The organism is Brevibacillus sp. IT-7CA2 (assembly GCF_949767855.1).
In the GTDB taxonomy this organism is placed as follows: Bacteria; Bacillota; Bacilli; order Brevibacillales; family Brevibacillaceae; genus Brevibacillus.
In genome coordinates, this window is sequence record NZ_CATKQT010000052.1 from 236,638 (window position 1) to 258,748 (window position 22,111).

At 46.3% G+C, this 22,111-nt stretch carries 28 protein-coding genes and 1 pseudogene; 9 read left to right on the top strand and 20 right to left on the bottom strand.

The window, feature by feature from the left end:
- Positions 1 to 4 precede the first annotated feature (4 nt).
- The 12 genes from cysK to ACM6JA_RS26850 all read right to left on the bottom strand — a co-directional run bounded on the left by cysK (position 5) and on the right by ACM6JA_RS26850 (position 12,510).
- On the bottom strand, positions 5 to 919 hold the full coding sequence (gene cysK / locus ACM6JA_RS26795; protein WP_414854828.1) for a cysteine synthase A: 915 nt from the start codon (positions 917 to 919) through the stop codon (positions 5 to 7).
- A 133-nt stretch (positions 920 to 1,052) separates the two neighbouring features.
- A complete protein-coding gene (locus ACM6JA_RS26800) occupies positions 1,053 to 2,105 on the bottom strand; it encodes a hypothetical protein (protein ID WP_414854829.1) in 1,053 nt (350 codons plus the stop codon).
- A gap of 219 nt (positions 2,106 to 2,324) precedes the next feature.
- Positions 2,325 to 2,990 carry a hypothetical protein gene (locus ACM6JA_RS26805; protein WP_414854830.1) on the bottom strand — a complete coding sequence of 222 codons (666 nt, stop codon included), beginning with the start codon at positions 2,988 to 2,990 and terminating at the stop codon, positions 2,325 to 2,327.
- Between the two features lie 135 nt (positions 2,991 to 3,125).
- On the bottom strand, positions 3,126 to 4,112 hold the full coding sequence (locus tag ACM6JA_RS26810; protein ID WP_414854831.1) for an ROK family protein: 987 nt from the start codon (positions 4,110 to 4,112) through the stop codon (positions 3,126 to 3,128).
- 27 nt (positions 4,113 to 4,139) lie between these two features.
- Positions 4,140 to 4,964, bottom strand: a complete 825-nt coding sequence (locus tag ACM6JA_RS26815; RefSeq protein ID WP_414854832.1) for a sugar phosphate isomerase/epimerase family protein — start codon at positions 4,962 to 4,964, stop codon at positions 4,140 to 4,142.
- 5 nt (positions 4,965 to 4,969) lie between these two features.
- Positions 4,970 to 5,944: a Gfo/Idh/MocA family protein gene (locus ACM6JA_RS26820; protein ID WP_414854833.1), complete on the bottom strand. Its 975-nt coding sequence runs from the start codon at positions 5,942 to 5,944 to the stop codon at positions 4,970 to 4,972.
- Between the two features lie 15 nt (positions 5,945 to 5,959).
- On the bottom strand, positions 5,960 to 6,934 hold the full coding sequence (locus tag ACM6JA_RS26825; RefSeq protein WP_414854834.1) for a Gfo/Idh/MocA family protein: 975 nt from the start codon (positions 6,932 to 6,934) through the stop codon (positions 5,960 to 5,962).
- A gap of 13 nt (positions 6,935 to 6,947) precedes the next feature.
- The gene (locus tag ACM6JA_RS26830) at positions 6,948 to 7,937 is read right to left on the bottom strand and encodes a Gfo/Idh/MocA family protein (RefSeq protein ID WP_007726915.1); all 990 of its coding nucleotides are present in this window, start codon (positions 7,935 to 7,937) and stop codon (positions 6,948 to 6,950) included.
- Between the two features lie 29 nt (positions 7,938 to 7,966).
- Positions 7,967 to 8,809 carry a carbohydrate ABC transporter permease gene (locus ACM6JA_RS26835; RefSeq protein WP_414854835.1) on the bottom strand — a complete coding sequence of 281 codons (843 nt, stop codon included), beginning with the start codon at positions 8,807 to 8,809 and terminating at the stop codon, positions 7,967 to 7,969.
- A gap of 30 nt (positions 8,810 to 8,839) precedes the next feature.
- The gene (locus tag ACM6JA_RS26840) at positions 8,840 to 9,799 is read right to left on the bottom strand and encodes a carbohydrate ABC transporter permease (RefSeq protein ID WP_082195893.1); all 960 of its coding nucleotides are present in this window, start codon (positions 9,797 to 9,799) and stop codon (positions 8,840 to 8,842) included.
- A 71-nt stretch (positions 9,800 to 9,870) separates the two neighbouring features.
- Complete coding sequence (locus ACM6JA_RS26845; protein ID WP_414854836.1) at positions 9,871 to 11,151, bottom strand: ABC transporter substrate-binding protein; 1,281 nt, start codon at positions 11,149 to 11,151, stop codon at positions 9,871 to 9,873.
- A 153-nt stretch (positions 11,152 to 11,304) separates the two neighbouring features.
- Entirely contained in the window at positions 11,305 to 12,510 is a 1,206-nt protein-coding gene (locus ACM6JA_RS26850) for an ROK family transcriptional regulator (RefSeq protein WP_007726907.1), read from the bottom strand.
- A gap of 184 nt (positions 12,511 to 12,694) precedes the next feature.
- Here ACM6JA_RS26850 and ACM6JA_RS26855 point away from each other — a divergent pair, with 184 nt between their 5' ends.
- Positions 12,695 to 13,156 (top strand): hypothetical protein, encoded by a 462-nt coding sequence (locus ACM6JA_RS26855; protein ID WP_414854837.1) that lies wholly within the window; start codon positions 12,695 to 12,697, stop codon positions 13,154 to 13,156.
- A 4-nt stretch (positions 13,157 to 13,160) separates the two neighbouring features.
- Here the strand turns inward: ACM6JA_RS26855 and ACM6JA_RS26860 are convergent, their stop codons facing one another.
- On the bottom strand, positions 13,161 to 13,484 hold the full coding sequence (locus ACM6JA_RS26860) for a hypothetical protein (protein WP_414854838.1): 324 nt from the start codon (positions 13,482 to 13,484) through the stop codon (positions 13,161 to 13,163).
- 127 nt (positions 13,485 to 13,611) lie between these two features.
- Here ACM6JA_RS26860 and ACM6JA_RS26865 point away from each other — a divergent pair, with 127 nt between their 5' ends.
- Positions 13,612 to 13,854, top strand: coding sequence for a hypothetical protein (locus ACM6JA_RS26865; protein WP_414854839.1), 243 nt, complete (start codon positions 13,612 to 13,614; stop codon positions 13,852 to 13,854).
- A 250-nt stretch (positions 13,855 to 14,104) separates the two neighbouring features.
- Here ACM6JA_RS26865 and ACM6JA_RS26870 read toward each other — a convergent pair whose 3' ends face one another.
- Positions 14,105 to 16,303 carry a glycosyl hydrolase family 18 protein gene (locus ACM6JA_RS26870; protein WP_414854840.1) on the bottom strand — a complete coding sequence of 733 codons (2,199 nt, stop codon included), beginning with the start codon at positions 16,301 to 16,303 and terminating at the stop codon, positions 14,105 to 14,107.
- Between the two features lie 232 nt (positions 16,304 to 16,535).
- Here ACM6JA_RS26870 and ACM6JA_RS26875 point away from each other — a divergent pair, with 232 nt between their 5' ends.
- Positions 16,536 to 16,862, top strand: a complete 327-nt coding sequence (locus ACM6JA_RS26875) for a DUF1259 domain-containing protein (protein WP_414854841.1) — start codon at positions 16,536 to 16,538, stop codon at positions 16,860 to 16,862.
- A gap of 118 nt (positions 16,863 to 16,980) precedes the next feature.
- On the opposite strand, the gene ACM6JA_RS26880 is transcribed toward ACM6JA_RS26875, so the two are convergent.
- Complete coding sequence (locus tag ACM6JA_RS26880; RefSeq protein WP_414854842.1) at positions 16,981 to 17,124, bottom strand: DNA translocase FtsK; 144 nt, start codon at positions 17,122 to 17,124, stop codon at positions 16,981 to 16,983.
- A complete protein-coding gene (locus ACM6JA_RS26885) occupies positions 17,108 to 17,389 on the bottom strand; it encodes a hypothetical protein (protein WP_414854843.1) in 282 nt (93 codons plus the stop codon). Before ACM6JA_RS26885 ends, ACM6JA_RS26880 begins: the two co-directional genes overlap by 17 nt.
- Before the next feature lie 93 nt (positions 17,390 to 17,482).
- Between ACM6JA_RS26885 and ACM6JA_RS26890 the strand changes: the two genes are divergently transcribed.
- A complete protein-coding gene (locus tag ACM6JA_RS26890) occupies positions 17,483 to 17,719 on the top strand; it encodes a hypothetical protein (protein WP_414854844.1) in 237 nt (78 codons plus the stop codon).
- Positions 17,720 to 17,847: 128 nt separating this feature from the next.
- Here ACM6JA_RS26890 and ACM6JA_RS26895 read toward each other — a convergent pair whose 3' ends face one another.
- Entirely contained in the window at positions 17,848 to 17,988 is a 141-nt protein-coding gene (locus ACM6JA_RS26895) for a hypothetical protein (protein WP_414854845.1), read from the bottom strand.
- A gap of 155 nt (positions 17,989 to 18,143) precedes the next feature.
- On the opposite strand from ACM6JA_RS26895, the gene ACM6JA_RS26900 reads away from it, so the two are divergent.
- Positions 18,144 to 18,302: a hypothetical protein gene (locus ACM6JA_RS26900; RefSeq protein WP_414854846.1), complete on the top strand. Its 159-nt coding sequence runs from the start codon at positions 18,144 to 18,146 to the stop codon at positions 18,300 to 18,302.
- 180 nt (positions 18,303 to 18,482) lie between these two features.
- Here ACM6JA_RS26900 and ACM6JA_RS26905 read toward each other — a convergent pair whose 3' ends face one another.
- Both ACM6JA_RS26905 and ACM6JA_RS26910 read right to left on the bottom strand, forming a co-directional pair.
- The gene (locus tag ACM6JA_RS26905) at positions 18,483 to 18,884 is read right to left on the bottom strand and encodes a dATP/dGTP diphosphohydrolase domain-containing protein (RefSeq protein WP_414854847.1); all 402 of its coding nucleotides are present in this window, start codon (positions 18,882 to 18,884) and stop codon (positions 18,483 to 18,485) included.
- A gap of 11 nt (positions 18,885 to 18,895) precedes the next feature.
- Complete coding sequence (locus ACM6JA_RS26910) at positions 18,896 to 19,117, bottom strand: hypothetical protein (protein WP_414854848.1); 222 nt, start codon at positions 19,115 to 19,117, stop codon at positions 18,896 to 18,898.
- A gap of 236 nt (positions 19,118 to 19,353) precedes the next feature.
- Here ACM6JA_RS26910 and ACM6JA_RS26915 point away from each other — a divergent pair, with 236 nt between their 5' ends.
- The 3 genes and pseudogenes from ACM6JA_RS26915 (at position 19,354) to ACM6JA_RS26925 (ending at position 20,628) form a co-directional block, all read left to right on the top strand.
- Positions 19,354 to 19,512: a hypothetical protein gene (locus ACM6JA_RS26915; RefSeq protein WP_414854849.1), complete on the top strand. Its 159-nt coding sequence runs from the start codon at positions 19,354 to 19,356 to the stop codon at positions 19,510 to 19,512.
- Between the two features lie 157 nt (positions 19,513 to 19,669).
- A pseudogene (locus tag ACM6JA_RS26920) lies at positions 19,670 to 19,771 on the top strand (glutamine amidotransferase); the annotation flags it as partial.
- Between the two features lie 287 nt (positions 19,772 to 20,058).
- A complete protein-coding gene (locus tag ACM6JA_RS26925; protein WP_414854850.1) occupies positions 20,059 to 20,628 on the top strand; it encodes a hypothetical protein in 570 nt (189 codons plus the stop codon).
- Positions 20,629 to 20,790: 162 nt separating this feature from the next.
- Here ACM6JA_RS26925 and ACM6JA_RS26930 read toward each other — a convergent pair whose 3' ends face one another.
- A complete protein-coding gene (locus tag ACM6JA_RS26930) occupies positions 20,791 to 21,141 on the bottom strand; it encodes a hypothetical protein (RefSeq protein ID WP_414854851.1) in 351 nt (116 codons plus the stop codon).
- A gap of 171 nt (positions 21,142 to 21,312) precedes the next feature.
- Here ACM6JA_RS26930 and ACM6JA_RS26935 point away from each other — a divergent pair, with 171 nt between their 5' ends.
- Positions 21,313 to 21,462, top strand: a complete 150-nt coding sequence (locus ACM6JA_RS26935; RefSeq protein WP_414854852.1) for a hypothetical protein — start codon at positions 21,313 to 21,315, stop codon at positions 21,460 to 21,462.
- The last annotated feature ends 649 nt before the right edge of the window (positions 21,463 to 22,111 follow it).

Sequence of the window (22,111 nt, forward strand, 5' to 3'; positions counted from 1 at the left end):
CCTATTAGAAAAGATTCATACTCAAATACCGCTCCCCTGTATCAGGCGCAATGCAAACGACCCGCTTACCCACTCCCAGCCTTTTGGCAATCGTGATGGCAGCAAAGACCGAGGCACCCGATGAAGGCCCAACGAGAATCCCCTCCAACGCTGCAAGCTGGCGCATGCTTTGTAGGGCGTCTTCGTCTGCGATTTGAATGATTTCATTATAAACGCTTGTATTGAGGATTTGTGGAACAAAACCAGGGCTCGTGCCGACCAGTTTATGTGGACCAGGCTTTCCGCCAGACAGAACCGGGGAGCCTTTTGGCTCGACAACAGCGATATACAGCTCCGGGAGCTTTTCCCGCAACGCTTCGCCTGTTCCGGTAATCGTTCCACCCGTCCCAGCTGTGGCGACAAAAGCATCCAACCGACCATTCGTTTGCGCAAAAATTTCTTCAGCTGTCGTCGTTCGATGGATATCCGGGTTTGCCTGATTCTCGAATTGCTGAGGAATAAAGCTGCGCGGAATCTCTTTTTGCAGCTCCTGCGCTTTGGCAATCGCCCCCGGCATCCTCAGCTCGCTCGGAGTCAAGACAACCTCTGCCCCATACGCTTTCAATATATTGATCCGTTCCTTCGACATATTGTCAGGCATGACCAAAATCGCGCGATAGCCTTTTGCTGCGGCATTCATCGCCAAGCCGATTCCCGTATTGCCGCTCGTCGGCTCTATGATCGTATCCCCCGGTTGGATCAGTCCCGCTTGCTCAGCTGTCAAAATCAGATTGTAGGCAGCGCGGTCCTTCACACTCCCGGACGGATTGAATTTCTCCAACTTCACAAAAACTTCTGCTGCTCCTTCAGGAACCATGCGCCTCAGTCGAACAATCGGCGTATTTCCAATCAATTCGGTAATGTTCTGGTAGACGCTCATCGTACTCCTCCTGGAAAATTTGCCTTATGATTATCTCTTAGTAATACTATAAGAATAATACAATTTTTCCGACCTGAAAACGATAAGGGTGCTCAAATGGGAAAAAGCTCTCGAATGAGAGCCTTGTTCCTGTCTAAAAACCATACTTTGCTTTTGTCTGATTCAGTACATTCGCCGCTTGTTGATACAGGCTGTTCGCGGTTTCTTTCACTTTTACTTGTCCGCTTTTGTCTACCGAGCCTTGGCGCTTCTTCGCCTGCGCGATGGAATCAGTGGCCGTCTTGATGGCCGCATTGATTGCTTTTTCCCGTTTCTCGGCATCCGGCACGCTCGCTTTGATTTCCGCCCAAATCGTTTGGATATCCTTCATGTCGGTCTCCATGATGGCGATCATTTCCTGCATGTTTTTGTTTTTATCCTGGATCGAACCATCCATGGTGTTCATCCCATCGACCAACACCTTCATACTGCCCAGCGTTCCTTGCATGACCTCGAATTCCATCTTGCTCAAGCCTGGCTGCGTCGAATAGGTCCGAATCTCTTCCAATAGTCTTTGCAGCTCCGCTATTTGATCGTTTGAAAACTGCGCTTCATCCGTAAATTGCAGCTCGTCCAAATACTTTGCCGTTTCAATCAGATCAGCCTCTAGCTTCCCTGTCTGTTCTACTTTTTTGGCGAAGTCGACACGCGCTGCTTCTTTGACTCTTTGTTCTGCTACTTCTTTCTTTTTTACTTCTGCTTCCTCGTTGATGCGCTTGGTTAATGTCGCCAATTTGCTTTCGTACGCGCTTTTGTTTGTGGCAACAAGACTCGTCAGTCCTTTATTTTCTTCCATAAGCAGGCCGTCAAATTGGAGCTCGTCGCCGTTCACTGTGCCGATGATATCCTGACCAGTTGCCGGATTTTTGAGGGTTAGCTGCTTCCCATCCATAGTACCCTCCAGCAAGATCGACTCGGTTTTTAGAACAGGGATGCTGTCTTCCGTTTCGACGATGGAGTCCGTCATTTCAACGTTTACTTTTTCGTTATTCACTGTGACACTTGTGTATAGCATGCGTGTATCGTCTTCGTACAAATACCCTTCCGCCAGTGTCACAGGACCAAAGAAACGATAGCCTGCGTATCCCAGCAATGCGACGATGACCAGAGCCATGACGATCATGATGCTTTTGTTTTTTCCCTTCATGCTGCGACCCCTTTACCCACAATTTCTATTACGTTTGACCTGTTTTTCCTGCCAAAACGTGCCATACTTCTATGATACATGAATCGCGGTGGTAAACCCTATGAGTCTAAAGGCCAAAACACTCATTAAAAGTACGTGTTCCCAAAATCGTGACTGAAATCGAGTGTTTGATTTTCTTCGATTGTAATCGTGGAGAGTTCATATTTGTAATGTAATAGACTAATCCTTACAAATGAATCCCAATTTCTGATGATATTCTCCAGCCGGCAAGTTACCAATCTCATAATTTCCATACCCATTTGCTTTTAATGCAAATAATCCCGAGTTTTTTGGAACTAAACCTATTGCAAATACACCCTCTTCTACATCGGTAATCGTATTTTTATCAAAATCTGTACGAATGAGCAGAATCTTTGCATTCACGTCCGGCTTCGACCCAACAAAATCGTTATACTGACACGTAATCGTACCCTTGAGTGCTCCCTTTTGAGTAAGAAGTGCTGGTTGTGCCACTTGTCCTACGACATTGCTTTGTTGACCTGCCGTTTCAACAGGATAAGCCGCTGGCGTCGCCACGTCCATTGCACTATTTCCCTCTGGCGGAACAAGTACAGCATTTGACTGCTGATTTGTGCCCGCCTCCTGACCTGTAGGCACCGAACTAATGGGTGCAGGCTGATTCGTTTCCTTTTTTGCTACGGGTCGCGATCCTAGCAGATCATCAAGGTTTTTCCCAGATAAATAGAAAATAGCACCGCTGGCAATTCCGAGGATGATGGTAACTACCAATAAAAAGTAAGGAGTTCTTTGAAAAATTCGGGCAACTTCGCTACTTTTGCTGTTTTGGCCTCTGCCATGGTACCCCTCTGTTAGCCTCTCTATCATGTAATGTGGGGATTTTTCCAATCAATATTTTACCAATAGATAGAATCTAGGTCTAGGCTCCTATGACTCGCACTGCACAGGGAACAGGAAAAAGCCGATGTCTACCAAACATCGGCTTCTCTCACTTTCATTCCGTTATACCTCAACCATTTCACGCTCGGATGGATAATACATGCCTGCTGCACCGAGCACCCCTGCTTCCGCTCCAATTGTCGTCAACTGGATGCTCGCTTGATTTGCCATCCGAGAGATAGAGCGCTCGCGAATGACGTTCTTCGCTTCTGCAAGCAGCAGCTGTCCGTTCTTCATCACACCGCCACCCATGACGATCACCTGTGGATTGAACAGGTGGATCAGATTAGTCAGTCCGACCCCGAGATAATAGCCTGCTTCCTTCATCAAGGTCATGCTGAGCAAATCTCCGCGAACCGCTGCCTCTCCGACCTCTCTAGCCGTTATCCTGCTCAGGTCATTCCCATTTTCAACGAGTAACGAGCTTGTAACACCTTGTAGAAGCTGTTCCCTGGCTCTACTTGCCAAAGCCAGTCCAGACGTGTAATTTTCCAGGCAGCCTCTATTCCCGCACACGCACAGCGGTCCTTCGGGATCAAGCGAAATATGCCCGAACTCCCCGGCACTATCGCCAACACCTGTAATCAGCCGTCCTCCACTGATAATGCCAGCACCAACACCCGTACTGACGGTTACATAGATCATGTCTTTCGTGCCTCGTGCACTTCCAAATGCCCACTCTGCTACCGCTGCTGCATTGGCATCATTGATCAATTGCACGGCTACGCCAAACCGCTCCTGAAGAATCGCGCCGATCGGCACATCGCTCCAGTTTAGATTGCTCGCAAAAATGACCATTTGGCGCTGGGTATCAATAATTCCCGCAGTTGCAATTCCGATACCGCGAATGCGTGATATATTGATGCCGCTATCGTCTAGGACAGTCTGCACCAAATCACCGATGCGTTCGATGACTGCTTGAGCTGCCTCTTCTGTTTGAGTCGCTGCGTTCGCCTGCCTGAGGATGTTGCCATGCTGGTCGACGATCGCGGCTATGATCTTTGTACCACCCAGATCAATCCCGATGGCATATGGTTTGTCTTGATTCATCTTCCGCTTCACATCCTTGCTGTCCATTCACGATTGAAAAATGGCGTCCAACGCTTGGGACGTATGCGCGATCAATTGCTCAGGCAACTGGCTGTATGGCGAGATTTCCGGGATGATGTAGCCTTCATACCCGATCTCACGCAACGCTTCCACCACGCGGTTCCATGGAATATCGCCAGCGAGCAGCGGTACGAAACCTGTGATGTTGCCTGTCGTTGTCTTGAAATCTTTGACGTGAATAGCTTGGATTCTCTTGCCCAAAATGCGAATCCATTGCTCAGGAAAACCGAATTGCAGGACGTTGCCTACATCAAAATAAGCGCCTACCCAAGGACTGTCTACTTCATCGATCAAGCGGGCCATCTCCAGTGGACTGAGCAAAAACTTGTTCCATACGTTTTCTACCCCGATGTATACCTGATGCTGCTCCGCCTTTTTCGCCAAGCGCTGCAATGCTTCACGCGCCCGCTCGTAGGCCATATCATACGACAACTCAGCCGTTACGAGACCTGGGACGACGAGAACGGTCCGTGAGCCAAAAATGCTTGCCGCCTCTATCATTTTCTCGACAACACGGATGCCTTGCTCGCGGATCGCTTCCTCATTGTGTGTCAACGGATATTTCCATAAAAGGGCAGTAGAGACGCTTGGCAGCTCCAGACCGAGCTCACGAGCCTCGTCTGCCAGCCCCTTCAATTCCTGCTCTGTCATCTCTAGATGAAAGGGAGCATCTCCCTCGTCCAAATTCAGTTCTACCCCTTGATAGCCATGTGCTTTCGCCTGGCGAAACATTTCTTGTACACTTGTCTCCTTTGGGAAGCACCAAGCATTGATTCCCTTTTGAAAAGCCATGCGCCTCACTCCCCTTTTCTCAAAATAGTGACAGGCTTTCCTTCTTGTGCCGACTGATTCGCTGCCAATGTTACTTCTAGCGTCTTTCTCGCTGATTCATACGGCGACAGAATCAAGCTGCGATCCCCTGTCAAAATCGCTGTGATAAACGCCCGATCTTGCTCCACGTACATATCCACTGTGCTCTCTGAAGTACGAGCTCCCTGCTCATCCATGATCGCTAATTGCTTCCCGTCAATCATGACGCGGAAATCTTTGCCCAAGATTTCTACATTTGTACGGTGATCCGGCTGGATGAAGCACGTATCCAGATGTCCTAGCGCCCCTGACTGAAACACCATACTGATGGAAGTCACGTCTGGAATATCGATGTTTGGAATGTCACGCGAGACGAGCAAGGCCATCTGCGCATAGACCTTCTCGATATCTCCGGCCAAATACCGCATCATGTCCAGCGTATGTGTCGCCTGCTCGACAAGCTGTCCACCTGACTTGCCCATTTCCCTCCACCAAGGTGTCGTGACGAACTTGGTCAAATAATGCCCGCGAACGAGTGCAATCGACTTGCCTTCCAAGTACGCTTTTGCTTCCTGCACGATATCGAGATAGCGCAGACAATAGCCAGTCGCGCTGATAATCCCTGCCTTTTCAATCGCTGCTTGCTTTTCGTTCACTTTCTGTATGTCCAGCCCAATTGGCTTTTCCACAAACAGATGAATCCCTTTCGCAGCCGCCGTTTCCTCAATCTCTTCATGCGCAAAAGGAGGGACGCACACAAACAAAGCATCCAGCTTTTCTGCCTCTACTAGCTCACGCCAAGAGGTGTAGCCATGCGCACCAATGCGCTCAGCAGTCTCTGCAGCCGCCTCTTGGTTCACGTCGCACACTGCAACGACCTTTACCCTTTCGTCCGTCAATAAGCCTTTCAGATGATGCTGCCCGATTCCACCTACGCCGATCATGCCTACACGTACACTCATGCGTCATTCACCGTCCTAGCGTAATACGACTGGTTGCTTCTGTTCAGCGGATTGATAAGCGGCGAGTGCTACTTCCACAGCTCGCAAGCCGTCTTCACCCGTAATCGACGGCGCTTTCTTTTCACGCACGCTGGTGACGAAATCTTTGACCAATTGACTGTCCATGTCATCGCCCCAGTTGACCCACTTCAAGCCTTTTTCATTGGAATAGACGTCCAGCTTTTGAGAAAAAGCGTCGAGCGAAATCGTGCCTTCTGTCCCGATAATTTCCATCGTCACGTCGCCCCATGTCGGGAAGGTCTTGTTGCGAGACCAGCTGCAATCGAGTGTGGCAAAAACACCGTTCTCAAATTCCATGGTCAAAATGCCGCAATCATCAATCGGCGTATCGGAAAACTTGCTGTCTATCTCCGCGTAAACCTCACGCACTTCAGAGTCCATGAACCAGCGCATCAAATCAACAACGTGAACCGTGTGATCGATCACTGCACCTCCGCCGGATTTCGCCGGATCGACGAACCAACCAAGAGGATTTTGTCCACGGTTCGTACCCCGGATCGCCATGATACGTCCGACCTTGCCTTGCTCCACCAATTGCTTTGCTCGAACAACAGCCGGATGGAATCGCACTGGGAATGCCGTTTGCAAAATAACGCCCTGTTCGCGGCAAAAGTCGATCATCTCTTGAGCAGCCTCTGCTGTTGTCGCCAGCGGTTTTTCGCACAAGATGTGCTTGCCAGCCTTCGCTGCCGCTAACGTATGCTCTTGGTGCTTGGCGTTTTCCGAGGTGACGATGACCGCATCGATATCCGTTGCGAGCAGCTCATGATAATCGGAGAAGAACGGAACGCCAAACGTTTCAGCCGCTGTCTTTCCGCGCACTTCATCCTCATCTGCTACCCCGACCAATTGAACCCCATCTAATTTCGCAACCGCATTTGCATAGCTGTATGCATGCATATGTGCAACACTGATGATTCCGAGTTTCATGTCCAGTCCCCTCCTACACCAAAGTTACGGGTTTACCCGTTTCGATTGACACAAGCGCAGCACGAGCGATTTCTACCGCTTTCACGGCGTCTTCTGCCGTCACGAGTGGCTCCAGATCACGGTCGATGCACTCGATGAAATGCTTCAGTTCTCTGAAATACGGGTTTTCACGCAACGGACTCTCCGGAACTGCGACTCCGCTCATGCCTGCTTGCTTCGAGCGATTAACCGCCACTAGCGGTTTTTCCTTCGAGCTGTCGTAGGAAATGATACCTTCCTTGCCTGCCAGCTCCATTTTCATCGCGAAGCCTTCATGTGCCCACGAGCCTTCCACATGTGCAATCATGCCGTTCTTGAAGCGAAGCGTAACCAGTGCGTAATCCATCCGGGCAAAACCTCGACCAAGCAATCCTTTCGCGTACACACGCTCCACATCCCCGAAGCACCAACGCAAAAAGTCAAAATCGTGAATGATCATATCTAATACAAGGCTGCCACTGTTTTTGTAGTCCGCGTACCAGTCGTTCCACGCTGTTGGGAAAATACCACCCCGGAACGTACGTGCCACACCAACGTTACCAATCGCACCATCATTAACCAGCTGACGGGACTTTTCGTACTCCGGGAAGAAGCGCAGGACATGTCCAACGAACAGCTTGACGTTCTTCTCCCGGCAATAATCAACGATAAAACGAGCCTCTTCTTTATCACGAGCCAACGGCTTTTCGCAAATGACATGCTTGCCTGCATCCGCAGCCTTTTTCACATAAGTTTTATGAAGGTACGTAGGCAAACACACGTCTACGATGTCGACCTGCGCCAATTTTTCCATAGCCTCTTCATAGCTTTCAAACCATTCTGTTTTTGTCTCGGCTGCCAGCTCTTTTCCTCTCTCGCTGCGGATATCGACGATCCCGACCAGCTTGACGTTTTCCATGGCAGCATACGATTTCGCGTGAACAGTCCCCATGGTTCCTGCTCCGATTACCAGAACATGATGCATAATGGTTTCACTCCTTTTTTCGAAAATGACTATTTGGACCCAGTTAGGGTAATTCCCTCGACAAAATGCTTCTGCAAGAAAATAAAGACGATGATCATCGGCCAAATGGCAAGAACGGAGCCCGCCATCAAAATCGGGTAGTTCGTCAAATTCGTGTGCTCGCCCGTCAAGTATGCCAAGCCAGCGGAGAGCGGCATTTTATCAGGCGTGCTGTTGACGATCAGCGGCCACATCAGGTCGTTCCAAGACCACAACGCTACGAAAATGGCGAGTGCGATCAAGCCGGGCCTCGCCAGCGGCAGCATAATTCTCCAGTAAATCTGAAAATGGTTGCAGCCATCGAGCTTCGCCGCTTCTTCCAGTTCTTTTGGCAGCGACATGAAAAACTGACGTAGAAGAAACGTACCGAATGCACTGAACAATCCCGGTACAATTAATGCTGTCAAAGTATTCAGCCAGCCAAGCTCTTTCATGATCATAAATTGCGGGAGCAGAAACACCTGACCTGGCACCATCAAAACGGTCAAGAACAGGATGAACAAGGCGTTTCGCCCTGGAAATTCAATTCGTGCGAATGCGTACGCCGCAAGCGAGCAAAGGAATACTTGTCCGACTACCTTCGCCACGGTTGTGATTACGGTATTCCAATAAAAGTCCAAGAAGGGCAGCATCTCAAAAATATGGGTGTAATTCTCCCATTGATACTTGGTCGGCAAAATGACCGGAGGCACCTGTGTCGATTCGCCTAGTGACTTGAGAGAAGTGAGAACCATCCAGACGAATGGCGCAATCATCATGAGAGCACCTGCAATCAACAGCAGATGAATCAACAACTTCTTGCCCATTTTGTTCCGACTCGTATAAACACTCATTCCATATCCCTCCCGTCTGTTCAGCTTTGATTAATCATAGTGAACCCATTTTTTCTGCAATTTCATTTGAATAGCGGTAACAATCAGGATCATCACCAGAAGCACGACAGCAACTGCGGCCGCATAGCCACCGTTCCCTGATTCAAATCCATTCGTAAAGAACAAGTACGCCATCGTCTGCGTTTGCTCAGTCGCCGGATTGCCCATTTTGCTTCCTAGCATCAGATAAATCAGGTCAAATACTTGAAAAGCCCCAATCAAGGAAGTGATACTGACAAAAAAGATCGAAGGAGTCAACAGCGGCAACGTAATCTTGAAAAACATGCGAACCGGTCCCGCTCCATCAATTTCTGCCGCTTCGTAATAGCTTCTCGGAATACCTTGCAGTCCGGCCAGAAAAATCACCATGTTGTATCCGATAGAGCTCCAAACGGCAACGATAATCACCGCATACAAAGCAATGGCGGGATCAGATATCCAGCGTGGGCCCTCAATGCCTACCAAGCCCAGCAAATAATTGATCAGACCGTAGTCAGCGTTGTACAACCATCTCCACACCATCGCCACCGCTGCCGCCATCGTCACAACGGGCAGGAAGTAAAGGGTGCGATAAATCGTAATCCCCTTAATTTTCTGATTAAGAAGCACAGCAATAAAAATGGAGATAGCGATACCGACAGGAACTGCGATCACTGTATAAATCAGTGTGTTTTTCAGCGCGATCCACAAGTAAGGGTCCTTGAACAACAACTCGTAATTATGTAAGCCAGCCCACTTGTACTTGCCGAATCCTCCCCATTTGGTAAAGCTCAAATAAATGGTTTGAACGATCGGCCATAAGTAGAAGACACCCAACCCGATCAGTGTGGGAGCAATCATGAGATACGCCCAGAACCAATCACTTCTCTTCATGCGATTCAACGATTTTTTCGTTTTTGGCTGGACGGCGGCGTGCATTTCAGGCTGCAACTGGCTGCTCATCGCATTCATTCCCTCCTTACATAAGCTTTTCAAAAAAGGATGGCCTCGTCCATGATGCGAAGCCATCCATCATGGAACTTTTATTCTTGGCTAAGCATTTCATTCATTATTTGCGCGAGCTCTTTGGAAGCATCCTCTACGCTCATTTGTCCAGCCCAAGCCTTGGTCATGAGCTCTGTTTCCAACTTGGCCCATTTTGCCGTGTCCTTCGAGATCGGATATGGTTTTGCTGCAGCTGCCTGATCAATAAAAATTTTCAGATGAAAGTTCGGCATAGATTGTACCCATGTATCCTGTGTTCCGTTAAATGCCGGAATCGCAGCACCCGATTTTGCCAGGATTTCTGCCCCTTCTTTCGAGCCCAAGAATTTCACGAATTCCCATGCTTCCTTCGGATGTTTGGTATTAGCCGAAATCACGTTGCCCAGGCCGTGAATGACGCTTGTGTTCTCTTTCCCTTTTGGAAGATACGTCACGTCCACTTTGTCCTTTGTATACTCATTCTTATTAAAAGCGGATGCCATCCATGATCCGTTGTACATCATCGCGATCTTGCCTGATTCAAATAGCTGTGTTGCCTCTGTTTCGGACAATTGCGCTGCTGTTGGCGATGATTTTTCGTTGATCAGGTCTGTCCAAAACTTGAGGCCTTCGATCGTTTCCGGTTTGTCATAGCCGGACGTTTTCTTGTCTTCCGAAATGATATAGCCACCGCTTTGATAGATCGTGTTATAGAAACCGTCTTGTCCATAAGGAGGTGCTGCAATTCCCCAAACGCCTTTTTTCTCATCAGTCAGTTGCTTTGCTGCTTCCTTCAGCTTGTTCCAATCCCAGTTTTCGTCTGGATACGGTACTTTTGCGTCGTCAAACAGTTTCTTGTTGTACCAAAGGCCAATGGTGTCGAAATCTTTTGGTAGCGCGTAGTTTTGTCCATCGTAGGTGTAGAGATCAACGAGAGCTTTCGGATAATTGTTCAGATCGATGCCATCTGCCTTGATTTGATCTGTAATTGGTAAGAGCATGTCATTCGCTGCGTATTTAATGATACGTGGACCATTAATCCAAAAAATGTCCGGCAAGGTGCCACCCGTTGCGGCGGCCTCCATCTTTGTCCAGTATTGCTTGTTAGGAGTTAGCTCGATCTTGATGTCCACGTTCGGGTTCTTTTCGTTAAACTTTTTCGCGATTTCCTCCATCGCAGACATTTGATTTTTGTCCCACAGCGCATATGTGAGCGTTACCTTTTCGCCTGAAGCAGCACTGCCAGTCGTTCCAGCTGGTGCAGAGCTCTGCCCGCCGCCCGAACATCCTGCCACTGCTACCAAGAGAGCAGCCATTGCAATCGAAACCAACTTCTTCATCAGAAATCCCTCCTCGATTTACGTTCTCCTCTATTACCCCCAAAATATTGCCAAACACGACACGCTCCCCTTTTCGACTCGCCCCCTTTCAACGATTTTTGATGGGTTGAACTTTCTTTTTCCAATGACCAAATAAAGTATGTAAAAAAGATGTTACAAGCTGAAGTGAAAAACCTCTTGTAACAAAACAGCAGCAGCAGCCTTGACCTCGAAATCAGCCCCCAATACAGTTGGACGGAATTCCAGTCCTTCGACCATCGTCCCCATCGCTTGAGCCATCACTTGTTTTTGGATGCGCTCAAACAACACTTGGTTGTCCCGGATCATTTCTCCCCCCAGAATGATCAGGCTCGGGTTGAACAAATTCACCAGATTCACAATCCCGATCGACATGTACGAAGCGATTTCATCGACGATGTCTTGGCATACTTGATCCCCTTGATGCAGTGCTTGGCGAAAGACATCAAATGTGATTCTTGTCATATCTCCGTCAGCCAAATCCATGACGAGCGTTTCTTTTCCACGTGTAACGGCTGACAGTATGCCTGAATAAATGGCTGGCCACGCCACGTAGTTTTCCAAACAGCCGACGTTGCCGCAGTCACAGCGCATCCCACTTCGATCGACTGTCGTATGCCCGAATTCACCTGCTCCACCTCGGCTTCCGCGGAAGATGGAACCGTTTACAACGAGACCCGAACCAACCCCTTCTCCTACGGTAACAAACAGGAGATTGTCAGCATTCAGTCCACCACCGAAGTTTTTTTCTGCCAGGGCGATTGCATTGGCATCATTGTCGAGCCATGTGTTTAGCCCAAAACGCTCTTCTGCCATGTCCTTTAACGGAACATCATGCAAGCGCAGCTTGGAGTTAAAACGGATGACCCCACTCGCTGCATCGACAATCCCTGGTGCGATGATGGAAATGCCCAGACAACGGCTGACATCATCCACTGACTGGAGAAAGTCCTCGATCGAATCCAACACATATTGGATTATCAGGTCACTCACTAGACCAGCTTTTACTGGATAGATTTTCTTTTGCTTTGTAGCCGCTTCCAAATTCATTTCAGCAATTGTAATCGCTGTATTCGTAATAGAGACGCCAATCAAAAACTTCCCGTCTGGACAGAAGCGAACCATAATTGGCTTACGGCCACCCTTTGACTCACCTGTTCCATCTTCTGCAACCATGCCGTCACGGATCAGCTCATTGACTGCCGAGGTGACAGTAGTTGGACTGATGCCCTGCTTTTTGGCGATATCACTTCGCGAGATGGGCCCAAACTGGCGAATGGTGTCGAGTATAATAAAGCGATTGAGCTCTTGGATTAGTTTCAGATCTCCAGTTCTGCGCATCGTATTCGTTCATCCTTTATTTTTCCAATGACTTTATAAAGTGATCATACTGAAATTTGTATTTTGTGTCAATTTCGTTTTTTCTTAGATTTCAATCAACTTTTTCTGATTGAATATTCCATATTCCTTCCCCAATAATCAAGCTGATATACTTATTTTGCCAAAACCTGTATGAGGTGACCTTATGATATCCATATCCCTGATCAGCTTTTTCTCCCTGTACTTGCTGTTCTCAGATAGCTATGACTCTTTTGAAGCTTCGGCTACTCCAGTCGTATCCGCTTCACCGGTTCATACCTACTCCTTTCTGCAAAAGACGTTGCCTCGTTTCGAAAATTTAGGATTGACGCGACAGGACAAGGTATTAACGCTAACCTATGTTCCAGAAGAGCATATCGCTTTAGGCGCCTATCTCACCTTGGATTCCAATAGTTCTGGAGACTTTATAGGAGGCTACGATGAAACGAAAACCATTCCACTAAAGAATGGCACTGCCAAGTTCGGTTACAACGGCCCATTAGCCACTCTCATCTGGAAAAACGGCTCCACCCACCATGAACTAACGTACCATTTTTATTATGAGGAAGATGTGGAAACCAAGCTGGTGGAGATTGCCAAAACTTATAACCAAAAGAACCTCCCTTAAACCGTTAGAAAAAGGAGGTTCTTCTCGTCAGCGCGTCTATTTTTGCATCGAATAACATAGGCAAGGTATACACGAGAGAAGCTTTGCCTTCCTCTTGCAAGATATACCGTAGCTGCAATGGATATTTTTTGAGCAAAGCGGCTACCGCTTCTTCCTGGGAGATTGCCTTCTTCGGATCAGACATCTCTCCATCGACCTTTTCATTGAGATCGATCCCCATGACTTTCCCATTGCTCCCGTTGATCGAGATATGCGTCAGCCAGTCCTCTACAGGAATCCCTTGCTCTTGCATCACAAAATGGAAGGCATTGATTTGTACTTTCATCATATTCTCCGGGCTGAAGTAGTAGGGATGCCCCCCTTTGCTTTTCCTATAATTCTCTAGCTGAGCCTTATGGCTTGGCTTATTTCTTATGTATGTTAAAATTTACAAAAAAGGGGAATGGGGCGTTAATATGAGTGAGCATCCCTTTTGGTTTAAAGCGACTGCAACTGTTGTTGTTGTCATTGTAATTTTAGCACTACTGACAAGTGTCGCTTTCTTTCAGCTATTAGCATTGGTAGGCCTTGTCGTTATCTGTGCCTCGAAAGGCGTATTGAAATGGAAAAAGAACAGAGACTGGGCTGTTATTATTTTGGGACTGGTTGCATTACAAATCGTTATTGTTATCAACGCATTCTATCACTTTTTTACATAAGCCACTTTATCAATTCGACATAAGTGGAAAATATTTCTTGATTACTATTATGAACATTAATATAATAATAGTGAATTTGGAATTTTAAGGAGGGGCTTCTATGAATACTGCAATTGCGATTCTTACTTTTATTGGAGATCTCATTCCATTAGTCCTCCAACTGTTAAAAGCCTTTGCTTAATTTCCAAACGAACAAATAGGGGCTGTTCCTCCGTCATTTTCATGACTAGAGGGACAGCCCCTTCTCTACTTATTGGGTATCTGCATTTCCTTCTGTTTCTGGCGTTTCTTCTGTTTCCTCCAAAATCTCCTCATCTACATAACCATCAACTGCTTCTACTGCCGCTTGCTGTTGAACTTGCCAGAGAGCCGCTACATTTGTTGGCTCCCAACCTACGAGGGAAGTGTGTGGTTGCAAACATTTGTATACCTTGCCTTGATAGCTAACCAGGTCACCAGGCACGTAGCTTACATTTGGCGCCCATGCTGGAGTTCCCGGATTTGCAGCATCTGTTACACCTACGACCTCGATGCTCTTCTGTGAAGAATTACCTGCTGCATCCTTCGCTACCACAGAGAAGGTATAAGACGTGTTAGGCGTGAGTCCTGTGACAGTTGCAGTCGTAGTCGTTACATCCGCTGCTAATGCTGTCCCGTTGTAAACCTCGTAATTCGTCACTGCGATATTGTCTGTAGAAGCAGCCCAGCTCAGGCTGATACTCGTGCCTGTTTTCCCTGTTACGGCTAGATTGGTAGGTGTGCTTGGAGGTTGATTGTCTGGCTGAGTCGTATCCGTCGTAACCGTTACCTCATTACTTGCTACTGAGGAATTACCCGCTGCATCTTTCGCCTTCACTGTGAATTGGTACGCAGTGCCAGCTGTAAGCCCGCTAATCGTCGTATTTGTACCGGTTACCGTTTTCGCAAGCTGAGTGCCATTGTATACTTCATAGCCAGTAACTCCTACATTGTCGGTAGCAGCTCCCCAACTCAGACTAACACTTGTAGCTGTTTTTGCAGTCGATTGAAGGTTAGCTGGTGCTGTCGGCGGTACGTTGTCGACTGGAGCTGTCCCGCCCAGAAGATCGCCATTCACTTTGTCTAGCAGAACCTTGTTACGGTCTCCGCTAAATTCCCAGAACATTGCGCCTGCCAGCCCTTTGGAAGTAATAAAAGAAGTTTTGTGTCCGATCGAAGTCACATCGTCATAGCTAATATATGTTTTCGAAGCCGGGTTGAAGAGGTAAGGCACTTTTGCCGCGTCATTCCAGTGGCGTGTGAAGCCATTTTTGTTCACATAATTATTTTGGATATCCGTGAAGTCAAGCATGCCAGGTTCCCACGTTCCTACTGAGGGCCCAGTGCAATTTTGATATTCTCCATTGTTAGCCGTTCCGCAACCCGACCAGCCCCTTCCGTAAAACGGAAGTCCGAGAACGAGCTTGCTGGCAGGAACACCGTCACGAAGATGACCCTCTACAGCTGTTTGGATATTATAGGTTTGAGCATTTGGCAAACCAGCTGCTCCTGCTGCCGGATCATAGGCCAACGGCGCGTTATGTCCAGTCTGCTTTTGGAAGGCTCCATAGAAGTCGTAGGTCATAATATTGATCCAATCCACAACCCGGGCAATATTTCCAAGCTCTGTATTTGCTGCATAACTAGGGCTGGCACCAGAGGCAATCGTCAAATAGTACTGTTTGCCATCCGTTACCTCAGCCACATCGAGTTTGTCTCTGACAGCCTGTAGCAACAACGTATAATTTTGCTTATCTTCTGGACGTTTGCTGTTTCCAGGCAAGCCTCCTTCAACTGGGTACTCCCAATCGAGATCGACCCCATCCATCTGATATTTCCGGATAAAATCTACCGAGGACTGTGCAAATATTTCCCGTGCAGCCGGATCTGCCGCTACATCAGAGAAGCGATTGGACCATGTCCAGCCCCCGATCGATATCAATGTCTTCAATTGAGGGTTTTTTTGCTTCAATTTTGCCAATTGATTCAAATTCCCGCGGATCGGCTGATCCCACGTATCTCCTGGAAAGGACTTTTGCACATCAATCCATGGATCTCCGAGAACAACCGTACCATTCGGGGCATTAATATTGCCTACTTCATTCTGGCAAGCCCACGTTTGTGGATTGGGACCCGTTGGATCTGGGTTGCCGTGTCTGCCATTCCAGCAAATATCCGCAAATGCGTAGTTAATATGCGTTACTTTATTGGGATCGATATCCGTTACATTGTAGTTTCGTCCATAAGCTCCCCATGAGGGATAGTAGCCAATAATTTTGTAATTGGATACCGCTGTCGCCTCCGCTTGATTTTCCTCTGCTTGCGCCGCCTGTGCCGCCATTGGCAATACGGAGGTGACAAGCAGGGCACCTACCATTAGCACATTCCTAACACATTTCTTGAATTTCATAGTATCCCTCTCGATCTTCATGGATTTTGTTACAAATCCATCTTATTACGACTTATATCACGATATGCTAATGTATTTACATAAATGGTAATAAAAGGGTAATTCTGCGCAAAAGAACATAAAAAAACCCTTCCTTCCGACCAAAGGAAGAAAAGGGAGGATAGGTGGACTGAGTTCGACTGCTGGCAATTGAATCGCATCCTCTTTTCTCTTCTACATAGAATGCATTAAAACAAGAAAAGGAGGATCACACTTGAAGATACCGAAAAGTTTATGCGATCGTATAGCCAAAATTCTGGGTGGGACAGGCATGTCAAATGATACTTGTTCTATCACGGTTAAGCGTAATCTCAATGCAACAATCTTGGGCAAACCGTATGATACTGAGCACGAAATTACCATTGAATCCCTTGATAAAGAAGGAAATACCTTGAATACGGGTGAATTTACACTCCTGCAATCCGAAGTCCAAAAGTTTATTGACGCTGTTCGTAAACAAGGGTTCATAGTTACTGCCCTGCACAATCACTGGCTCTTTGATAAGCCGCGACTCATGTATTTGCATCTTGAATCTGTTTAGCCCCCCATAGAGTTTGCAAAGAAGCTACGTCGTGCTTTAAATGTACTGGAATAACCGATCCTAGTGGCGCTAAGAGTATTGAAGCCTTAGCGCTTCTTTCATTGCCTTCCACTATCGTTTATCCACTGTACGAAGACACCACTCTCTCTTTCTCCATCCGATCCACAATGCGCACTCCGTAGATATAACCGATTCTCATTTTTCTTTGCGCTTCCGATGAGCCGTGCCTTTCAGGAATTCTGCAGTTATAATTGAGCCTCATATTTGAATAGCCCGCAAAGTGCAGTGACTTCCACCGTACCCGACAGGAGTTTTCCCATCAGTGTGTTACAGTAATCTTTGTATGCTACTTCATGACGGATTCCTAATAGTTCCCAAATTTCCATGATATGTGTTCTGTGATGACTAGCTACATAGTTTTGAAGCATCAGCATAGCATGAGCGTGGTTTTCCTTTGCTGCTACATACAAATCTTGTTTAAATTCTTTTCTTGCTTGCTTGTATTTTCGTTTGATGATTCTACTCACTGCCTCACCTCATTTACAAATCGTGTGTTGTGTTCAATGCAACATGTCGATCTATATGTTATAATTCACCAAAAAAGGAAGTCGGTGTGTCTTGTGAATAGGAACCCTCTTTGGTTTAATATCACTGCAATAATTGTCATTGTGATTGCAATAACTTCACTTATATCCGATGCTCCTTTTTTAGAAATATTAAATACACTTGGTTTGGTTGTTCTCATGGTTTCTTTAGGAACATTTGCACGGAGCAAAAACAAAGCTAGAGCTTACACTTTTTTTGGTCTCAGTGCATTTTTAGTTTTTGTGCTGGCTTTTCAATTTCTGACTTTGTAACAAAATTACCGATGTGATAAGTCACGCTACAACTTCGATCTCATCCAGCTCAATTGTGTAAATTTGTTTATCTATCTCATGGCCTTCAGGCGTGTTCTACTCTTCCCAATAGCAAACCGTTGTTTCTGCTAAAACACCTCTACGAAAGATCGTGCTACCCTTCCAGAAGCTCCGTTTACCTCGTCCATGTATTCGGGCTTTACGAGGTCGTCGCGCTCAAAACCATCGAACCCAAAATGATCGCAAACAGCCACCTTATAAACTAGCACCGTTACCCCTCCTTCTCGCCCTAACTATTTAGTAAAATAAGAATCGTTACCCCTTACGTATCCTAGCCAAAATACCAAAAATCATAAATTGTAGTGATGCCCTTGTCCCCTCCAACACCTCCTGCATATTTGGGTACAAGGAGGTGATATTTCTCATGGCAACACAGCCGATTACAATCGGAGCAAATAGCATTGCACGGATCGGAGACCGATTTTTCCTAATCGTTGAAGTGGAAGCAAAGGCGCCTGGAGTTGAAATTGACCCTGTTTTTGCGGTTCGTACATTTGTCCTGCCGCCTTCTCGGAGTTCGTAACTTGCTGTTATCGATGCCTCCTGCTCATTGAAGGTCAGATACTTGCACAGTCTGTATTTCCGTAGTGCATTCTCTACTGCCTTCTGAGTCAGTTTTCTATCCGGCTCTGGCAAGAAACTCATTTGCTGCATGCTCTCCCTCCTTTATGTGAGCTCGCTCCCATTTAAGAGGGCTTCTTTTTTATGAATAGATCTTTTCTGATGAATTTGCTTCTGGTTGCTCAGTATTAAGTTGTGTAATACGTGCTGGGATGTTCTGCATGTGTGGCATTGTTTCTTCAAGGTGCATGGCACAATTCAGGTTCCAGGCTGCTGCTGCCAAATGATCTTCTCGATTGTCTCCAGCCATGTATTGAAAGATGTGCCTCAGAGCGCTATCCATGAACTCACTGATCGGCATCCCTTTTTCCCAATTGCACCCATCGCCGTATTTGATTTCACCTAGCTCACTTCTCTGTGCTATTCGACGAATTGCTGCCGGTGAGAGCAAATCATACCTACCTTTTCCTGGCGCTCGATCTCGTTTTGCTCCAGTTTCAAACGTTTTGTGTTGTCCATCATCAGAGATTCCAGCAGGTGTCATTGTCTCCGCCCTCACTCCCGAAACAATTTTTTCTTTACCTGTTCTGCATGATCTGGACAAATGTCACAATCATCCCAAAGCTGAACAGCGCATGCTGTGCATATTTTCTTATTACACGTTTCAGTAAGTTCCTTAAAATCCACACTCGTGATAATCCCTGTCCCCGTCGCATAATCGCAGAGGCGAGTATGTTCCCGTTCATTGCACACTTCACATAGGTTTGTACCGTTCATACCCGCCCTCCTTTTCTGTACTCCTGAAATATTTTGTTAAACGAAAACAATTCATAAATTCCTTATTTCTCTTCACTTACCAAGATCGTTATAGTAATATGTGTTAGACCATATTGACATAAAAATTGAAGATTCTGGACGGAAATACCGGCCATTCGTCTCTATTTGAGGATAACCTCCAAATAGAGCGGGTGGTCTTTTTTGTCTTCAGGAGCTTCCACAAAGGAGCGGTTCTTATGAAAGTAGTTCTGTTGTCTGTCTTAGTAATGCTTCCTCTTGTTGCGGTACCCTTGTTGATCAACGGCATTAAACACAAAGAAGATCATCTGATTTTAGGTAGCGCTTCATTTTTTCTAGCACTCGTTCCATGGTTTTGGATGCTGTCTCAAATTTGACGTGTGTTGGCCCCTCGATCTTGAGGGGCTTACTTACGCAAACACCCTATGATCTTTTTTTCTCTTGTGTTAAATTGCTCCGGGAAACTGGTTCCCTTTCTTACCATCCAGGAGGCGTCCAGCCCGTTTTTTTCCAATGCAGTAACCGAATGCAGAGAAGCATGGAGCCCCAAATTACAGAGGAGATCAACATTATGTAGATGCTCAATCTGTCCGTGACGAGAATCTAATTACCGCGAATGGAAGCGGAGCATTGGAGCCTTCCATATTGGGTGCTTTTCCATTCTTTTAACGCTCTCATCTGGCCAAATCTCACAACTGCCTCCATATGCACCTCCTTCAATCATTCAAAATATTGTCAATTTTAACCGTTATTCGACAATTTCTTCTAAAGTTACGAGGATCGATTTCGTGATAGAATGGTATATATTGGTATTTGAGTAAGGAGATGATGGGTTCCTCTTTTCTTGCAAGAAATTGCTGCAACAATTGACCTCTACCCGATGATAGTTTCCAAACAACTTTTATCATGAAAGGTTGATGCTCATGTTTAAAAAAGCACTTATTATCCTGTCATTAAGTTCAGTCGTCGTAGTACCCTCTCTAGCCACACAAGTCCAAGGGGCAGCGCTCCCTACACAGGAAAAGGCAACCACCTACGCTTCCAATAAAAAAATCAGAAACGCCACGTATGGTGAAGAAATCTGGGTGTCGCTTACCTCACCTATTCCAGCCGGATGGGTTATCGTTAGAACTTTAGGAACGCAGAACCTGATCAGGAATGTGAACGGTGCTTCTTATGGCACGGAGGTAGAGGTGCTGCTCGCTTCACCTATCCCAATCGGATGGGTCATGGTTCGAGCCTTTAGAGGATCGAATGTAATCAGGAATGTGAACGGTGCTTCTTACGGTACGGAGGTAGAAGTGATGCTCGCTTCGCCTATCCCAAAAGGATGGGTCATGGTTCGAGCCTTTGGAGGATCGAATGTGATAAGAAATGTCAATGGTGCTCCTAACGGAACACAGATTGAGGTAATGCAAGCCTCGCCTGTTCCTGAAGGATGGATCATTGTCAGTTCAGGTGGAAATTCGAAAGTGATCAGGAAAGTTGGCTAAAACAAAGCGCACATGGCATGCATCTAGTCCGCGAGCTGACGTCGAAATGCAATCGGCATCAGCTTGTGGGCTTGTAAAAACATGTTCGGAATGAATGTGAAGCCACCGCTAAGTGATTAGAAAATACGATACTTGGTTTAATCAAGAATTTAGGTTTAATTATCACAAGTAATGTTTTGTCCTTGCATTAATCCTCTCGATCTCCGTTCCGTGCAACTCGTTATACGCGACATCAACGAATTTCACGTAATTCGAACCATCTCCATATGCCAACGAATCAATAAAATCAGCGAACTCTTTCCTTTTCTCGTCTCCAATGTCGGACCCTGCCCAACCTTCCTTGCTGCCGTCTGGCGCTACAAAAAAGCTCATGTATCCGTTCAAATTTCTTGTTACGATAGGTGAAGTCAGCACGCCGAACAGCTCCATTGCTTTCATATGGGCTTTTCCGAACTTCTCCCTGTCATAATCTGCTCCTGTCACCACAATGGCGTTATGTCTGATGGATCCCATGCGCTACCTCCTATTTATCAAATCGTATGTTGTGTTACCCATTTCGAAGTAACGGCTTCACCATCCGTACTCTCTACAAAACTATAAATATCTATTAATGCACTTTACTAAAAATCGTTTTTGTATTACCATTTATTGTAAATAAAACCATATTATTAGGAGGAACTAACCATGCACAAACAAGATTTGTTTGATTTAGATGTACAGGTTAAATTCGTAAATCAAGTACAAGATGGCTTTCCATTGTCTGAGTATGGTTGTACTAGTGGATGCCCAACTTATTGGCAATGCCCAGATTTTTCCTACAACCGATTTTGCTAAAAATTATAAATTTTTAAAATATTAACTCACTGGCGACAGTGGGTTATTGTTTTGTCTTAAGTAGGTAATTGAGCCATTTTCCTCAATTACCGTTTTGTTAAATATCTTTACTGACCATCTACCGTCCTTATTAAAAACACCTTCGCTCCAATAAACCCATGGGACCTCAAAAGCATAAAGATGCGTGTAGGAGGTGTGATTTCAATCACACGACGAGCTGATGGACTAACATGTCATGAAAACATCCCAGTAAGGAAATGCTTTTGGGAATACATTCCCCCAGAAAGAGTTGCTAATCCAGATGGTTATTGCCCTTTCCCTGGTCCGTAACAACAATCATGCCATTTGCTCTTAGTGGCCGTTCGAAAAAGAACGGCCATTTTGTTTTTTATACACACTATCTTTTGAGTTTCATTGACGCATCCAGCACAAACCTTATTGTTGTTTACTATCGATGCCTCAAGGTATATGCGGCAAATGTCCAATACTCGAAACATCGTTTTTTTCCCTCTCATCACTACATTAACTATTTAGTAAAATAAGACTCGTTACCCCTTACGTATCCTAGTCAAAATACCAAAAATCATAAATTGTAGTAATGCCCTTGTCCTCTCCAACATCTCCTGCATATTTTGGTACAAGGAGGTGA

What these genes read in the sequence shown, in the direction of transcription:
- ACM6JA_RS26840 (WP_082195893.1), bottom strand. Translation starts at nt 9,799, where the DNA reads ATGAATGCGATGAGCAGCCAGTTGCAGCCTGAAATGCACGCCGCCGTC.
- ACM6JA_RS26900 (WP_414854846.1), top strand. Translation starts at nt 18,144, where the DNA reads ATGGCAACACAGCCGATTACAATCGGAGCAAATAGCATTGCACGGATC.
- ACM6JA_RS26820 (WP_414854833.1), bottom strand. Translation starts at nt 5,944, where the DNA reads ATGAGTGTACGTGTAGGCATGATCGGCGTAGGTGGAATCGGGCAGCAT.
- ACM6JA_RS26935 (WP_414854852.1), top strand. Translation starts at nt 21,313, where the DNA reads ATGCACAAACAAGATTTGTTTGATTTAGATGTACAGGTTAAATTCGTA.
- ACM6JA_RS26810 (WP_414854831.1), bottom strand. Translation starts at nt 4,112, where the DNA reads ATGAATCAAGACAAACCATATGCCATCGGGATTGATCTGGGTGGTACA.
- ACM6JA_RS26915 (WP_414854849.1), top strand. Translation starts at nt 19,354, where the DNA reads ATGAAAGTAGTTCTGTTGTCTGTCTTAGTAATGCTTCCTCTTGTTGCG.
- ACM6JA_RS26865 (WP_414854839.1), top strand. Translation starts at nt 13,612, where the DNA reads ATGAGTGAGCATCCCTTTTGGTTTAAAGCGACTGCAACTGTTGTTGTT.
- ACM6JA_RS26815 (WP_414854832.1), bottom strand. Translation starts at nt 4,964, where the DNA reads ATGGCTTTTCAAAAGGGAATCAATGCTTGGTGCTTCCCAAAGGAGACA.
- ACM6JA_RS26845 (WP_414854836.1), bottom strand. Translation starts at nt 11,151, where the DNA reads ATGAAGAAGTTGGTTTCGATTGCAATGGCTGCTCTCTTGGTAGCAGTG.
- ACM6JA_RS26800 (WP_414854829.1), bottom strand. Translation starts at nt 2,105, where the DNA reads ATGAAGGGAAAAAACAAAAGCATCATGATCGTCATGGCTCTGGTCATC.
- ACM6JA_RS26930 (WP_414854851.1), bottom strand. Translation starts at nt 21,141, where the DNA reads ATGGGATCCATCAGACATAACGCCATTGTGGTGACAGGAGCAGATTAT.
- ACM6JA_RS26860 (WP_414854838.1), bottom strand. Translation starts at nt 13,484, where the DNA reads ATGATGAAAGTACAAATCAATGCCTTCCATTTTGTGATGCAAGAGCAA.
- ACM6JA_RS26850 (WP_007726907.1), bottom strand. Translation starts at nt 12,510, where the DNA reads ATGCGCAGAACTGGAGATCTGAAACTAATCCAAGAGCTCAATCGCTTT.
- ACM6JA_RS26805 (WP_414854830.1), bottom strand. Translation starts at nt 2,990, where the DNA reads ATGATAGAGAGGCTAACAGAGGGGTACCATGGCAGAGGCCAAAACAGC.
- ACM6JA_RS26855 (WP_414854837.1), top strand. Translation starts at nt 12,695, where the DNA reads ATGATATCCATATCCCTGATCAGCTTTTTCTCCCTGTACTTGCTGTTC.
- ACM6JA_RS26880 (WP_414854842.1), bottom strand. Translation starts at nt 17,124, where the DNA reads ATGAGGCTCAATTATAACTGCAGAATTCCTGAAAGGCACGGCTCATCG.
- ACM6JA_RS26905 (WP_414854847.1), bottom strand. Translation starts at nt 18,884, where the DNA reads ATGACACCTGCTGGAATCTCTGATGATGGACAACACAAAACGTTTGAA.
- cysK (WP_414854828.1), bottom strand. Translation starts at nt 919, where the DNA reads ATGAGCGTCTACCAGAACATTACCGAATTGATTGGAAATACGCCGATT.
- ACM6JA_RS26910 (WP_414854848.1), bottom strand. Translation starts at nt 19,117, where the DNA reads ATGAACGGTACAAACCTATGTGAAGTGTGCAATGAACGGGAACATACT.
- ACM6JA_RS26870 (WP_414854840.1), bottom strand. Translation starts at nt 16,303, where the DNA reads ATGAAGATCGAGAGGGATACTATGAAATTCAAGAAATGTGTTAGGAAT.
- ACM6JA_RS26830 (WP_007726915.1), bottom strand. Translation starts at nt 7,937, where the DNA reads ATGCATCATGTTCTGGTAATCGGAGCAGGAACCATGGGGACTGTTCAC.
- ACM6JA_RS26925 (WP_414854850.1), top strand. Translation starts at nt 20,059, where the DNA reads ATGTTTAAAAAAGCACTTATTATCCTGTCATTAAGTTCAGTCGTCGTA.
- ACM6JA_RS26825 (WP_414854834.1), bottom strand. Translation starts at nt 6,934, where the DNA reads ATGAAACTCGGAATCATCAGTGTTGCACATATGCATGCATACAGCTAT.
- ACM6JA_RS26835 (WP_414854835.1), bottom strand. Translation starts at nt 8,809, where the DNA reads ATGAGTGTTTATACGAGTCGGAACAAAATGGGCAAGAAGTTGTTGATT.